The organism is Acinetobacter sp. A1 (assembly GCF_012371315.1).
Classification (GTDB): Bacteria; Pseudomonadota; Gammaproteobacteria; order Pseudomonadales; family Moraxellaceae; genus Acinetobacter.
Map to the genome: position 1 here is coordinate 26,212 of NZ_JAAZQY010000024.1, position 15,004 is coordinate 41,215.

The following is a 15,004-nucleotide window of genomic DNA, read 5'->3' on the forward strand; positions in this document are numbered from 1 at the left end:
ATTTTGATAGAATAATACGGCTTTCCATCAGCTTAACCAACTGTTAGTTGCTGGGCAAGGTAAAAAAAGATGAATGAAATGAGAAATCCATCAATGAATAATTTGCAGCAATCACGTACTCAGGTTTTGGAGCAGATTCAACAGGCCTGTGAATTGGCACAGCGCAAGCCAGATACTGTTCAATTATTGGCTGTTTCCAAGACCCATCCGAGTGAAGCATTGCGTGCCATGTATGCGACAGGCCAGCGTGCTTTTGGTGAAAATTATTTGCAGGAAGCATTAGATAAAATGCAGGCCTTAAGTGATTTGGAGATTGAATGGCATTTTATTGGTCATGTGCAACGCAATAAAACCAAACATCTGGCAGAGAAATTTACATGGGTACATGGGGTGGATCGTTTGATTATTGCAGAGCGTTTGTCGAATCAGCGGGATGCTCAGCAAGCGCCACTCAATATTTGTTTACAGGTGAATATTGATGGTCAAGACACTAAAGATGGCTGCCAGCCTAGCGAAGTTTCAGCTTTAGTTCAGCAGATGAGTCAGTTGCCGAATTTAAAACTGCGCGGTTTGATGGTCATTCCTGCACCGAACAATACTTCAGCTTTTCAGCAGGCGAAACAACTCTTTGATGCGGTTAAAACTCAACATGCCCATCCTGAAGATTGGGATACGTTGAGTATGGGCATGTCAGGTGATTTAAATGCAGCAATTGCAGCAGGTTCAACCATGGTACGGGTGGGGACGGCTTTGTTTGGCGCGCGTGATTACTCTCAAGCATAATCATAGAGGATTACGATGCTCAGTCAGATAAAGTCTTGTACGTTTTAGCTGACACAGAATGCAGAATATTGCGGCTAGTACACAAGGCTGGATTTTCTTAATATGAACTTATCGGGAAACAGGGAGTTTCCTAAATAAGAACAATAAAAAATAGAACAACACGGAAGTGCTTGGTACGACAGGAGTTATACCAAAAACTGAATCTAGAAAGCCCCGACAGGATGTCGGGGCTTTTTTAGTTCTGTGCTATCTCTGTGCTATCAATGTTGTGATTTTTTAAATGGATTCAGTTGTATTTAGAAAGCATATTGAAGTTCTATCAAAGTGACGAACAGATCATTCTCAGGATTTATTCTCTAACCAGATGCTAATACGTGCAATCAGTAAAAAGAGCAAAAAACAGAACTGAAAAAAGCCGGTAAAGATGATGATCCAACCGCTATTTCCAGGTGTTTTTCTCGCCTCAAACTCAATGACTAAAGTGCAAATAGTCAGTATTATTTCAAAAATCAAAACCGCTTTAAAAACGGCAGGGCGAGGGAAGCGGACGAGCCAAGTGAGAAAAATAATACTCACACTAGGCAATATGCCAAATAAAAATATTGTTTTTATATCCATGAAAATCAGTGTCTATCGTGTTAATGATGCTCTCAACCAAGTAAATAATTAGACTAACTATTCTGAATAGTTTGAAAAATGATAGTTATCTTAACTCACTTGTAACTGTAATAATTTTTGGCATTTCGGGCAATGTCGCGGCTAGCCCACGACATTGATCTCACTTGCCCCAGCACCGACAGGATTGACCTGAATTTGTACAGGAATACGTTCATGCATTTCCTGAATGTGTGAGATCAGCACCACTTTGCGACCTTGACTTTGTAGATGATCTAAAGCGTTCATCACCATGTGTAAAGAAGTTGGGTCGAGTGTACCAAAACCTTCGTCAATGAATAGTGATTCCAGTTTCATTGAGCCAGAAGCCATATTGGCAATGGCAAGTGCTAAAGCCAAAGACACCAAGAAGGTTTCACCACCTGATAGCGATAGAACAGGACGAATTTCACTGTTCATATCCAAGTCAATAATGGCCAGACTCAGACTTTCAGGAATACGGTGTAATTGATAACGAGAACTGAGCGGTAACAATTGTTGGTTGGCGTATTCCACCAAAATATCTAAATGGTGTTCTTGGGCAATTTTCTTAAACTTAGTACCTTCTTTATGACCAATTAAATCGTAAATGCGTCCCCAACGATATTCTTCAGTTTTTATCTCTTCAATTTGAGTTTGATAACGTGCCAAAGTCGCTTGATTGCTGGCATGAATATGCAATTGAGCTTCAATTTCACTCAAGCTTTGTGCCTGTTGGGTTTTTTCGGCGAGCAGGGCAGTGAGTTTACTTTCTACATCCTCAAAACTAAGCTGCGGCTGTTGTTTTAAGTGTTTTTGGTATTGTTCTTCAAGCGTTTGCCAAGCAGTTTTAGCACTTTCCAAGCTATTGTGATGTTGCTGTAGCATGTTGCGCATTTGCAGATGATCAGCATAAGAAATCTGCAAACAGTCATGAATCACACTAGACAAAAACTCTGGATGTGCAGTTTGCCAAGTTTCAATATGCTGCATACATTGCGTTAGTTGCTGGGTGCGCTGCTGAATTTTACTGTCTAAGCCATGTTGTTGCAGTTGTAAGTTTTTGAGAGTTTGTTCTGCCTGATTGAGTGCATGGCGTTGTGTATCCAGTGCAATATTAAGTTGCTGTTGTTCCTGATCTAAAGCCTGTTGCCATTCCTGATAGGTTTGATATACCTGACCCGCATAGTTTTGTGTGAGTTGCTTAATTTGATCGCGCAGCGATATCCCTTCGGTCTTAATTTGTTGCAACTGCTGTTTTTTGTCCTGAAGTTGTTGCGCCAAAAAGCTGTGTTTTTGTTGGAGTTGCTGCTGCTGTTGAGTGAGCTGTTCCAGTGCTTTGAATTGAGCATCTTGCTGTTGATGTAACGCTTGGCGTTGCAACAAATGCTGTAAAGCATTTTGGTAGTAGTCATGGGGTTGGTGGAGCCAAGTCTGTTGTTGCGCTGTGCTTAAGTCAGCCACAATGGTTTGTAGACGTTGTGTCAGGTCTTGGCGTTGTTGAATGGTATATTTTAGTTGATCTGCCTGTTGTGTCGTACTGCGCCATTGTTTTAGGGTGTCGCTTGCTTGCTGAATAGCATGCTGCAACTGTTGAGTCGATTGATCTGTTGTAACCCACTGCTGTTGTACTTTTTCGATTTGATCTGCAATAGGGAACGCTGTATCTAAGGTGAAGGATAAAGACGCAGCCAGTTGCTGAGCTAGTGTTTGTTGTTGCTCAATTTGCTGTTGCAGCTCAAGGCCACGTTGTTGTTGTTGAGCATAGGTCACTTCAAATTGTGTGCTATCACGTTCTAACTGCTGCAACTGTTTTTGCGCCTGTACATATTCAGTTTTTGCGTGTTGCAGTTGCTGATCTTGTAATTGGTTTAAAGCTTCAGACAGTAAACTCTCATGCTGAATAAATGGATGTTCATGGCTACCACAGACCATACAGGCTTCATTAGGTTTGAGTTGAGCACGTAAGTCCTGCACACTTTGATGCTGCAATAAACGCTGTTGCTCAAAAACTTGTTGTAGCTGTTGTAAAGTCTGTTCTGCGATCAGTAGTTGTTGCTGTTGTGTTTGGATTTGAGCCTGTGTCTGCTTTTGTAAGCTTAAAGTTTCTTGTAGGCGGCTTTGCAACTGCGCGAATGAGCTTGCATATTGCTGCCATTGTTCCAAGGTCTGTTTAAGCTGCGCTAATACATGCAGATGCTTTGACGATTGCTGCAAATGTTGTTGATCTGTATATAACTGTTGCTCAAGTTGTTCATGGTTTTGATATTGCTGTTCCCAAGCCGCAATGTGTTGCAGCGCCTGCTGCTGTTGATCAATTAAGGCGTCTAAAGAAGCTTGAAACAGCTTTGGATTTTGCTGGCGCAATTGTTGTTCAAACTGCAGGTAGTCTTGCAGTCGTTGTATCGTAAGCGGCAAGGTTTCATCAAAAATAGCCCATTCTGCAGTGTGTTGTAATTGTTCAGCCAAGTGCTGTCGTTGTTTCTGCTGCTGCGCAAGTTGATGTTCAAGCGCATTTAAATCATTTTGCACAGGCTGAATTTGTTGCTGTTCAAATAGTTTTTGTGCTTCATCCAACGCTGTATATTGCTGTAATTTACTGGAAATTTCATGCTGTAACTGTGCTGCTGTATCTAGCTGTGGCTTTAATTGTGCAAAATGCTGTTGCCATGTTTGAAGATTTTTTTCAGCTTGGTGTTGCTGTGTGATAGCTTGCTGTTGAGCATGTTCTGCCTGCTGTAAAGTGGGTTGAAAGTCAGCCAGTTGCTGATTGAGTGTGTTTAGTTCTGCTTCTGATTGCTGACGTAGCACAAATTGCTCACGAATACTTTGAAATTCATCTAATTGTTGTAGCAATTGTTTTTGTGCTGTCAGTTGCAGGTCTGCATTGATTTGCACATCGTAAACTTCTTTTTTAGCTTGTGTACTGGCATACAGTTCATGGCGGTCTTTGTGCCATTTCAGGTCATTTTCATACAGCTTTTCAGTTTGACACAGCAAGGTGACTTGCTGACTTAGTTCATACTGTTGTGTTTCCAGATTTTTCAGTGCGTCGTCGCTGAGCAGCGTCACATGCCCCATCACACTTTCAAGCGCAGCACGTTTCTGTTTAATGTCACTGAATTTCGTTGCAGCCAGCTTGCTGACTTCGGTAAAAATTTGTGAATTGGTTAAATATTCCAGTAAGTCAGCACGTTCATGGTCTTTGGCTTTTAAAAATGCCCCAACTTCAGACTGCGCCAGTAATACTGCGCGGGTAAATTGCTCAAAACTCAAGCCAATTAGTTTTTCTACAATGGGTGTTGCTTCAGAAATCTTTTGATTTAAAACCCGTTGTTCATCTAGGCAAGTAATGGCACGCTCAACTTTTAAGTTGCCGTCGAGTTTGTTGTGTGCCCGTCGAATGTTCCATCGTGCAGCATAGCGCTTTTGATCGAGTGCAATAAATTCCAGTTCAGCAAAACCTGACGTGGTACCACGCCGTAAAATGTGTTTGGAATCTTTTAAGGAAATTTCTTTGCCTGCAGCATCGGTCAGGCTGCCAGATGCACCTCTTAAGCGTGGAATTTCATCATATAAGGCTAAACACATGGCATCGAGCAGGGTAGATTTGCCTGCACCTGTTTTACCCGTAATGGCAATTAATCCTGCATGTGCAAGTGGATCATCTTCAAAATTAATTACATGCGTACCCGCTAAAGATGCCAGATTTTTTAAGCTCAGACGTAAAATTTTCATGGCAAATCCTTAAGCTTTATTTTGATCGAGTTCGTGTTGCGCTTCAGCCAAAAGCTGTAAAAAATCGCGTGTGGCGTCCTGATCGGGTTGATAGCCCATTTTTTCCCATAAACTCGCAAACAGTTTTTCTGGGGTCGGTGGCTCTAAGTCAATTTTTGAATGTTGAAGATTGGTGTCTTCATTTTTTTGAAAACGTCGGGCAATGCGTAATAAGCGGTAGCGGTTCGCAGGCAAAGCTTGTTCAATCTGCTGACGTAAATCGACTGGTGGTGGCGCATCACTCAAATATTCAATTTCTAAAAAATGACGTGCGCATAAATCAGCGATTTCATCTTGAGGTAATTTAGCTAATTCGTTCATAAGCTCTGAAAGTTCACAGCGAACTCGAATTAGCTCTACACTGCGTGGAATCAGCAGACTTTCGCATTGAAAGCGTTGAGCGTCGGTACGGGTAGGGTCAATTTTGACTTCAAGGACTTGGTGCTTGTAATTGAGCTCACTAAATGACAAAGGAATGGGCGAGCCGCTATAGCGAATATGTGGCTGTCCAACCTGCTGTGGTTTATGTAAATGCCCGAGTGCCACATAGTCAATCACTTCATCAAACAATGCAGTGGATAGCGCTTCTTCATTACCCACTATAATTGGGCGTTCAGAGTCTGAAGTTTCAGCACCTTGCATGTGCGCATGTGACATTAAAATTAAGGCTTGATCGGGTTGTTTGCGAGCTTTGGCTTCGGCAAAGAGTTGTTGATGCAAATAGGCAACTGCAGACTGAGTATTTGTCGTTTCTTCACTGATGCCAGTAATTTCTGCACTGCGTAAATAAGGCAGGGTAAGACACCATGCCACTATATTTTGTTCTGCATCATAAATTGGGACTAGCAGGCGGTCTAAATCCAGACGTTGTTCCGCAGTTTTTTTAATCACTCCAACTGCTTTGGCATTGAACTTAGATAAAAATGGTTCGACCTGCTCAATACGATAACCGGAGTCGTGATTCCCTGCGATCATCAAAGTTTGCATGTGGGGTGCGAGCGCGTGAGCATCCGTTAAGAATTGATAGAGCTGTTTTTGGGCGCTTGAGGCTGGATTGACCACATCAAAAATATCGCCCGCTATGAGTAGAGCGTTTGGCTGCTTGATTTTAATTTGAGCCAAGAGCCAATTTAGAAATTCGGTATGTTCATATTCACGTTCATGGTGGTGGAAAAATTGCCCCAAATGCCAATCAGAAGTATGTAAAAAATGAACCGTCATCGTTATAAAGCTCTTGGTTTTTTATGGGTTTAATATAAGAAATCTGGGGCAATAAGGACAGCCACGATTGTTGTGCAGCGACATGAGCTGTCGTGCATTTTCTGAATAATGAATATATTGGTCTGATCGTCTGCGTAAGAAATATACAGAATCTTAAAAAAACAGTACAGTATAGTGACAATCCGATTGAATCGGTTTTTTATTCATGCGCTTAAGTCATGAAATATTCACTATATTGGGGTGATGGACATGTCAGATCAACCTTTTTCACAGGATAAACTAGCAGGGACGCTCGAAGAAGATCAGATTTACAAGACCTTGTTAGAGTCTACCTTGGCGATTCCTTGGAAAATTGATTGGGCAACAAAAGAATACCGCTATGTCGGTCCACAGATTGAAAAATTATTGGGTTGGCTGCCAAGCTCTTGGAAGTCTGTTGAAGATTGGGCAACACGAATGCATCCTGAAGATCGTGCACGTATTGTAGACATGTGTGTGGCGCAGTCGATTGCAGGTATTGACCATGAAGCAGACTATCGTGCACTGACAGCATCGGGCAATTATATTTGGGTGCGTGAAGTTGTGCATGTCGTCCGTGATGCAGAAGATAAAACCGAAAGTTTGGTCGGTTTTATGTTCGATATTTCTGAACGGAAAAAGCAGGAACAGGAATTAGAACGTTTACGTACGCAGTTAGAAGAATATTCTTATCAAGATGGTCTCACGGGAATTGCCAACCGTCGTTTATTTAATGAGTTATTTCATCGTGAATGGTTGTCAGCGATACGCGAACAGCGCCCACTGTCGATGATTATGTTCGATATTGATTACTTCAAAAACTACAATGACCATTATGGGCATATACAGGGTGATGCCTGCCTACAAGAGGTCGCAAAAATATTAAAATCTTCTTTGTCACGTCCTAGAGATGTTGTGGCACGATTTGGTGGAGAAGAGTTTGTGATGATTTTGCCAGACACCTCGGCAGAGTCTGTAGCAGAATTGGCCAATCGCATCCTACAAAACATTCGTGATGCACATATTGAGCATGCACAATCTCCAATTGCACCGCATGTCACGATCAGTATGGGTGTAAAAACAGCCGTTATTGAGCCTACAGATGATAAGATGAAATTTCTGCATGATTTAGATCGGGCGCTTTATCGTGCAAAACGGGCAGGGCGTAATTGTTATTTGAGTGAACCGACTTAGGTGCTCGTATCTAAAAATAGAAGATCAAAAAAATAAAGACCGACGATTCGAGTGATGATGAAATCGTCGGTCAAAGAAAACTTGCGATGCAGTAAAGCTTTGGCTGCTGTTCAAAACTTTACTGCATGCGATTTATTGCTTTAGTCAGGTCACCGAAAATATTGTGGATGCCAATACACATTAACGGTTGTTGTGACCTTGTAGCCTATATAACGCCATGCGTTGCGATTCGGTTGACAATCTCATGAAAAAAAAATCAATTTTTTTTATACTAGTTTGAATCTTTTGTTTGAGTTTGCACTATGCCATCGCTAAGCCGTTATTTTCTTTGGTTTTTCCTATATTGCTTTGTGATGACCTGTATTTGTGGCGTATTGGCTGCACTTTTACCTGCAGGTGTAGGCGGTATTTTAACGGCAGTACCTTATTTGGCGGCAATGATTTTGGTACTGTATAAATTTTTAAAGCAACAACGCCGTGCACCTTCCGATGCTGAACGTAAAAAATTTACTTTAGGCTTTAGCCTGATTTTTTGGGGCTATAACTTGGCCTTTTTATTGTTAGGTTTGGTGATTTTTTCACGGCAGAACCCAAGTATCTGGCAAGATTTTTTACAATATTTGCAACAACCACAATTTATGAGTGTGGTGGTGATCATGTTCTTACTGATTGCAATTCCATTGTATCTGCTGACCTACTGGTTTTACGGTAAACAGGCGCAGCGCATGGTAGTCAAAATGTTTGGTCGGCACTGATCAAACTGCATAAGACCTTTATGAAACTCGGCTCCTCCAGCTATGATGATTTGGCTCAGACTTGAACAATCGGTTGAAATCACGTATAGCTAACAGCATATTCTCATACTGCAGAGACTGAGCGATGTATAAACCGTTGGTGCTGGTTACAGGGGCAAGTGGTTTTATTGGTTCACAGTTGTTGCCATTTTTATTGGCACAAGATTATCGCGTGGTGGGGCTGACTCGACAGCCCAATCGAGTATCTAAACATCCCCAATTACGTTGGATTCAGCACCTGGATGAACTCGACACCGATCAGATTGATTATGTCATTAATTTGGCGGGTGAAAGTATTGGAAAGGGCAGATGGACGACTGCCAGAAAACAACAACTCATTGAAAGTCGGGTGCAAACCACACTACAGCTGTATGAATATTTGCAAAAGCGCCGTATTTTCCCCAAATGTATTATTTCAGGTTCTGCAGTCGGTTATTACGGTATTGATCCCACTGAGCAGTGGCAACAGCCTTGCACTGAGCAAAGTCACCCACAAGATATTTTTATGTCACAGCTGTGCCAGCAATGGGAACAAGCCGCTTTAAGTTTTAGTCAGCAAAATACCAAAATTATTCGTTTAGGCGTGGTCTTTGGACGTGGCGGTGGAATTCTGCCACAAATGTTATTGCCGATTCGATTAAATGCTGTCGGGCGGATTGGGCATGGACGTCAACCTGTGGCATGGGTGCATTTGCAAGATGTTTTAGAGGCTATTTTATGGCTGATGACCAATCCTGTTGAGGCACAAATTTTGAATGTGGTGGCACCTGAAATGAGCAGTCAGCAATATTTTGCAGAAACGGCAGCACAGTTGTTAAAGCGCCGCCCATTGTTTGTGCTGCCAGCTTTGGTACTGCGCTGGTTACTGGGTGAACAATCACAATTGGTCTTAAATGGACAATATGTTGAATCGCAAGCTTTAGCGCAGGCAGGTTACCGTTTTAAATATCCAAAACTTGCACAGGCGTTAGAGGCTTGTTTGGGTTCAGCAGTACCCTCAAAATAAAAGAGGGGAATGTGCTGAGTGTTATGCGCAGATTGGATCAGCTTGTAGCTGTTTCGGGTCATAGGCTGCAGGGTTGACCAAAGTCTCTTGCCCAAGCATGAGTTGCCTTAATAGCTGTGCTGAGGCTGTACCCATACATAAGCCATTACGGAAATGTCCAAAATTTAACCAAACATTGTTAAAGTTTGGCGTTTGACCTATATAAGGCACACCTGTTGGTGAAGCGGGACGTAACCCCGCCCATTGTTTCACAATTGGGAACTGCGCCAATTCAGGCACCATTTCTAAACAGGCGCTTAAAATATCCTGTTTAATTTGAGGGTCAGGGCGAGTATCAAAACCGACTTGACGCATACTTGAACCGCACAACACATGTCCGTCACGACGTGGAATGAGGTACATCACTTTGTTCATGCACATGGTAGGCAACCATTGCACAGGGGTTTTAAACAGTAGCATCTGTCCTTGAACAGGCTGTACAGGAATACTTAAACCAAGTTGTGCTGCCCATTGCTGTGACCATGCCCCTGTGGTGACAATAAAGTGATCTGCATGGTGCAACTGACCATCTGTACTTTGGATGGCTTGCGCCTGATCGCCTTGCAACTGAAATTGCTGGATAGGGCAATGCTCAAAAAACTGTACTTTGGGATGCTGCTTTAAGTATTGGGTCAAAGATTGCAATAAGCGTGGATTACGCACATTGGCCAATTGCGAAAAATACAAGGCGTGTTTAAATTTTGCAGCAATGTGCGGGTTAACTTGTTCAAGTTGTTCCTGATTTAAATAGTCACACTGCTGCATTGGCTCATTATGCTGCGTAGCATAATTTAGACCAATCTCAAAATCATCTTCATCAAAAATTAACATGCCTGTTTCATGGATTTCAAAATCAATGCCACTAATTGGTTTGAGTTTTTCATTCCACGCGAGGTATTGTGGTTTGGCAAATTTGGCTAAGTCATTAACCGCTTGAGGATAGCGCCACGGATACATGGGAGAAAGAATCCCACCGCCCGCCCATGACGCGGCTTGAGCTGCCTGTTGTTGATCAAAAATACTGATAGAGCAACCTTGCTCTACCAGTTCAAGTGCAGACAACAAACCGCTGATGCCTGCACCAATGATTGCAATATGCATGAAAGCTCGCCTGTTTATGCCATGTCTTTAAGTTTGAGCGCAGCTTCTTCGGCAAAGTATGTCCAAATACCATCTGCACCCGCACGGCGGCAGCTCATCAGTGATTCAATAATCACGCTGTCCGACAACCAGCCATTTTGAATGGCTGCAGCAAGCATGGCATATTCACCACTGACCTGATATACAAATGTAGGTACAGCAAAAGTATCTTTCACTTCACGTACGATGTCTAAATAGGGCATACCAGGTTTAACAATGACCATGTCTGCACCTTCTTGAATATCCAGTGCAATTTCATGCAAGGCTTCGGCACGGTTGCCAATATCCATTTGATAATTGTATTTATTGCCACCTTTTAGGTTACTTGCAGAGCCGACCGCATCACGGAATGGGCCGTAAAAGCTAGAGGCATATTTGGCAGAGTAGGCCATAATTGAGGTGTAAATATGGCCGTTGCTTTCTAAGGCCTGACGAATAGCACCGATGCGACCATCCATCATGTCACTTGGTGCAACCACGTCAGCACCCGCTTCAGCATGGCTTAAGGCTTGCTTAATCAGACATTCAACGGTTTCATCATTCAGCACATAACCTGTGTCATCAATAATGCCGTCTTGACCATGGGTGGTGTAAGGGTCAAGTGCGCCATCGGTAATCAGTACCATGTCTGGTAATTCTTTTTTTAGCAGGCGGAGCGTGTTTTGCACCAAGCCATCTTCACGCCATGCTGCTTCTGCAGTCAGGCTTTTGTCTTCTTGAGGAGTCACTGGAAACAAAGCCAGTTTGGTCACGCCCAGCTGCATTAAACGCTCGGCTTTTTTCAGTAATAAGTCGGCAGATAAGCGCTGGATATTCGGCATACTTGGAATATCTTGGGTTTGATTCTGACCTGGTAAAACAAATACAGGGTAAATCAGGTGATCAGTCGTTAGATGCGTTTCACGCACCATGGCGCGTAATTGATCATTTTTACGAATACGACGCATACGAGTGGCAGGAAATGCAGGACGATTGAACGTGTAGGTCATAAAAATCTCGCTGATCAGTATTAAACTAGGAGACTATTGTAGCCCCTTAAGTTTGATTTGGGCATACATTGGCTGTTTTTATTGTTTGGAAATTGAGTTGTTTGGACATTTGGGCACGTTATGAGTAATGCAGAGAAAAGCTGGACTGGAAATATACATTTGGGTGCGAAGGTGGATATAGATGTTGTGCTAAGACAATTGGTTCATGCCTTTAATAGCTCGCCATTTTTTCAGCACAATGGCATGAATATGCGTGTGGTGGATGGTCAAATTGAAGCCTATATTGAAATGCAGCCTTATATGGTGGGCAATGTCGCATTTCAAATTTTACATGGCGGCGTGGCTGCAACTATTTTGGACAGTGTGGGTGGGATTGTGGCGATGGGAGAGTTGTATAAAAAGACAGAACCTGAAACCTTGCCCGATACCATTAAAAAAGTTACCCGTTTGGCCACAGTAGATATGCGAGTAGATTATTTAGCACCAGGACGTGGTAAATATTTTATTGCCCGTGCAGAAACCCTACGCTTAGGTCGTAAAGGCTGTACCATGCGCATGACCATGGTGAATGATGAAGATAAACCAATTGCGACAGCCATTGCATCATACGCTTATTAAGATTAGAGGCTGAGCGCTCAATTGGATTTCCGAGCGCTGTTTTTGAAAAATGAGGAGTTGAGCCATCAGCTCCTTTTTTTGTGCGAATAAAAATTGGAATTGTGACAGTTTGTAGCGGCTTAAGTTTTGTTTAAGTTTGGGTTTCTATCTTGATCCTTGAGTGATTTCAGATACAACCTCATGCACATGATCAAGTTTAGTTTTGATGGACATTCATCTAGCACAGCGCATTTTTTGGATGTTCATTTTAGTCAGAAAAAAAATCAGCAAGCCTGTGGTTTGCATAAATATCTACAAACGATACCTTTACTAGAGCCACATTTCAAACCGACTTATTCAGCACAAACAGCGGATACTGTCCCAGCAATTTATATAGAAAATAGCACACAGCATTTAAGCATCAAAACTGTGGAGCGTAGTGCCACTGAACGCTGGGCACTGGAAAACTTTATTCGTGATAAATATCAGAAAGTCTATCAGGCAAGTATTTCCAGTTTTTCAGACACGCTTTTTGCAGGCTATGCCGATGCTGAAATACAAGTCGCGATTGGTCTGCAGCAGCTCAAAACCGCACATGCTTTTTTAGAACAGTATTTAGATGCACCCATCGAAAATATTTTAAGTCAGCTCAGTGCAATGCCTGTATCCAGAACCCAGATTGTCGAAATTGGCAACTTGGCAGCGCAAGACATGAGTAAAGCTAAATTGATGGTGGCTTTTTTGGTGTTTTATTTATCACAAAACAATGTGCAGTGGGCAGTTTGCACAGGTACTGCCGCCGTGCGTTATGTGTTGCAAAACATGGGGCTGCATTTTCATGTGTTGGAAAAGGCAAATCTAGAAGTATTGGGCGCAGCACAGCAACAATGGGGTAGCTATTATCAGCAGAAACCTTATGTGCTTGCTATTAATGTTGCCGCAGCTTTCGCAGTAACACAGCCACAGTACCATTTTCAGAACTAAATGTTCATTCAGATTGTTCAGCCTGAACAGATGAAGCACAGTATAGAAGGTAAACCCATGCAGCACTTGTTTGAATCGCTTGCACGCCATGCGCAACAGTTTCCTGATCGTGAAGCTATTGTGACTGCACAGAAGACACTCAGTTATGCAGATTTACAGCAACGGGTAACGCAACTAAGTCTTGAGTTTAGCCACTCTAAGGCACAGCGTTTAGCGCTGTGGGGCAGCAATACAGTAGATTGGATTGTGGTGGATTTGGCTGCTCAAAAAGCAGGCATGACCGTGATACCAGTGCCTTTGTTTTTCACAGCCGCACAGATACAACATTTATTGCAAGACAGTCAGACCGATTTGTTGTGTGTGTTAAGTGATTCAGCTGAAATTCCACAAGTTTTACAGCCTGTCCTTGGAGAAATGCAGCTACAAACTCAGGCTACATCTGCGTTATTTCAAGGGCAACTATTTAGCGTACAACAGCTGGATGCATCACCGCACGAGACATTTAGGGCTGTAGCGCACCCTGTTAAAGTTACCTATACATCAGGCAGCACGGGCACACCCAAGGTGTGTGTTTATCTGCCGCAACTATTCTGTCGATTACCACTGCATTGAGTCAAGCATTGCAAAGCAGCCAACTTGGGCGGCATTTATGCCTAATTCCCTTTGCAACCTTATTGGAAAATATTGCAGGCGTGTATGTGTCCTTAAACATGGGGCGTACGGTGGTGGTTGGCGAGGTGAATCAATTTGGTTTGATGTCCAATCATCAGTTTGATGTCACACGTTTTGTGCATGCCGTACAAAAATATCAGATTGAAAGCGTGATTTTATTACCGCAAATGCTTAAGGCGATTGTGGAATATTTAGCCTTAAATGCCGATGTGGATTTGAGCTCGCTCAAATTTATTGCAGTGGGTGGGGCAAGGTATCGGCAGATTTATTGAAACAATCACAGCAGTTTAATTTACCTGTTTATGAAGGTTATGGCTTGTCTGAATGTGCTTCAGTGGTCAGTCTGAATGTGCCTGAAGCCAGAAAAATTGGCAGTGTGGGACGAGTGTTGCCGCATGTACAGGTCAAAATTGCCGCCAATGGTGAAGTGGTGGTGAAAGGCAATGCCATGCTGGGTTATATGCATGAGCTGCAAGCAGGTCAAACAGAGGTCGCAGAAATTCACACAGGTGATGCAGGCTATTTCGATGCAGAGGGTTATCTTTATATTACAGGGCGTATCAAACAAGTCATTATCAGTAGCTTTGGGCGCAATATTTCCCCTGAATGGGTTGAAGCTAATAGTCTGAGTGAATCCGAAATTCAGCAGATTGCCATATTTGGCGAAGCACAGCCTTATTTATCTGCGGTGATTTATGCTGCAGCAGAAACTTCAGATGCACAGCTGGCTACCGCTATTCAGCGCGCCAATACGCGTATGCCTGACTATGCCCAAATTCAGCAATGGTGTCGTGCGCCACAAGCCTTTTCTTTAACCAATCACATGCTGACTGATAACGGCAAGCTGCGCAGAGCTGTAATTCAACAACATTTTCAAAGTGCTTTGACTACATCAGCACAGCAGCTTGCCACGGCTTAACCTGAAGTTTCAGCTTGATGAGTGCTATTAAACACAGCAAATACTCAAAATTAGTGAGATAAATTCCATGAATATTGCACAAAAACAGTTGAGCAGTTCCCAACAGCAGATCAAAGCACAATTGGTCGAACAGGGTTGGGTGCTGCTTAGAAATGAAGAGTAATTAACTATAACTAAAAATATAGACAAATATTTGCATAAGTGCTCATTTTGTCTATGTCGATTCAGTAGTGGCAAG

11 protein-coding genes and 1 pseudogene are annotated in these 15,004 nt (G+C 42.7%); 8 read left to right on the top strand and 4 right to left on the bottom strand.

Annotation, left to right across the window (positions count from 1 at the left end):
- The first annotated feature begins 93 nt into the window (after window positions 1–93).
- Complete coding sequence (locus tag HHA41_RS09425) at window positions 94–783, top strand: YggS family pyridoxal phosphate-dependent enzyme (RefSeq protein WP_168461499.1); 690 nt, start codon at window positions 94–96, stop codon at window positions 781–783.
- Between the two features lie 424 nt (window positions 784–1,207).
- A complete protein-coding gene (locus tag HHA41_RS09430) occupies window positions 1,208–1,453 on the top strand; it encodes a hypothetical protein (RefSeq protein ID WP_168461482.1) in 246 nt (81 codons plus the stop codon).
- An 89-nt stretch (window positions 1,454–1,542) separates the two neighbouring features.
- Here HHA41_RS09430 and HHA41_RS09435 read toward each other — a convergent pair whose 3' ends face one another.
- Complete coding sequence (locus HHA41_RS09435; protein WP_168461483.1) at window positions 1,543–5,154, bottom strand: AAA family ATPase; 3,612 nt, start codon at window positions 5,152–5,154, stop codon at window positions 1,543–1,545.
- A 9-nt stretch (window positions 5,155–5,163) separates the two neighbouring features.
- Window positions 5,164–6,414 carry an exonuclease SbcCD subunit D C-terminal domain-containing protein gene (locus HHA41_RS09440; RefSeq protein WP_168461484.1) on the bottom strand — a complete coding sequence of 417 codons (1,251 nt, stop codon included), beginning with the start codon at window positions 6,412–6,414 and terminating at the stop codon, window positions 5,164–5,166.
- A gap of 249 nt (window positions 6,415–6,663) precedes the next feature.
- Here HHA41_RS09440 and HHA41_RS09445 point away from each other — a divergent pair, with 249 nt between their 5' ends.
- The 3 genes from HHA41_RS09445 to HHA41_RS09455 all read left to right on the top strand — a co-directional run bounded on the left by HHA41_RS09445 (window position 6,664) and on the right by HHA41_RS09455 (window position 9,426).
- Window positions 6,664–7,626 carry a sensor domain-containing diguanylate cyclase gene (locus HHA41_RS09445; RefSeq protein WP_168461486.1) on the top strand — a complete coding sequence of 321 codons (963 nt, stop codon included), beginning with the start codon at window positions 6,664–6,666 and terminating at the stop codon, window positions 7,624–7,626.
- A 302-nt stretch (window positions 7,627–7,928) separates the two neighbouring features.
- The gene (locus HHA41_RS09450; RefSeq protein ID WP_168461488.1) at window positions 7,929–8,381 is read left to right on the top strand and encodes an ABZJ_00895 family protein; all 453 of its coding nucleotides are present in this window, start codon (window positions 7,929–7,931) and stop codon (window positions 8,379–8,381) included.
- Window positions 8,382–8,505: 124 nt separating this feature from the next.
- On the top strand, window positions 8,506–9,426 hold the full coding sequence (locus HHA41_RS09455; protein ID WP_168461489.1) for a TIGR01777 family oxidoreductase: 921 nt from the start codon (window positions 8,506–8,508) through the stop codon (window positions 9,424–9,426).
- Between the two features lie 21 nt (window positions 9,427–9,447).
- Here HHA41_RS09455 and HHA41_RS09460 read toward each other — a convergent pair whose 3' ends face one another.
- Window positions 9,448–10,566, bottom strand: a complete 1,119-nt coding sequence (locus HHA41_RS09460) for an FAD-dependent oxidoreductase (RefSeq protein WP_168461491.1) — start codon at window positions 10,564–10,566, stop codon at window positions 9,448–9,450.
- A 14-nt stretch (window positions 10,567–10,580) separates the two neighbouring features.
- Window positions 10,581–11,594: a porphobilinogen synthase gene (gene hemB / locus HHA41_RS09465; RefSeq protein ID WP_168418224.1), complete on the bottom strand. Its 1,014-nt coding sequence runs from the start codon at window positions 11,592–11,594 to the stop codon at window positions 10,581–10,583.
- Window positions 11,595–11,714: 120 nt separating this feature from the next.
- Between hemB and HHA41_RS09470 the strand changes: the two genes are divergently transcribed.
- From HHA41_RS09470 to HHA41_RS13070, 3 genes and pseudogenes are all read left to right on the top strand, one after another.
- Window positions 11,715–12,212, top strand: coding sequence for a thioesterase family protein (locus HHA41_RS09470; protein ID WP_168461493.1), 498 nt, complete (start codon window positions 11,715–11,717; stop codon window positions 12,210–12,212).
- 180 nt (window positions 12,213–12,392) lie between these two features.
- Window positions 12,393–13,175, top strand: a complete 783-nt coding sequence (locus tag HHA41_RS09475; RefSeq protein ID WP_252726729.1) for a thermostable hemolysin — start codon at window positions 12,393–12,395, stop codon at window positions 13,173–13,175.
- A 57-nt stretch (window positions 13,176–13,232) separates the two neighbouring features.
- A pseudogene (locus tag HHA41_RS13070) lies at window positions 13,233–14,766 on the top strand (AMP-binding protein).
- Window positions 14,767–15,004 lie beyond the last annotated feature (238 nt).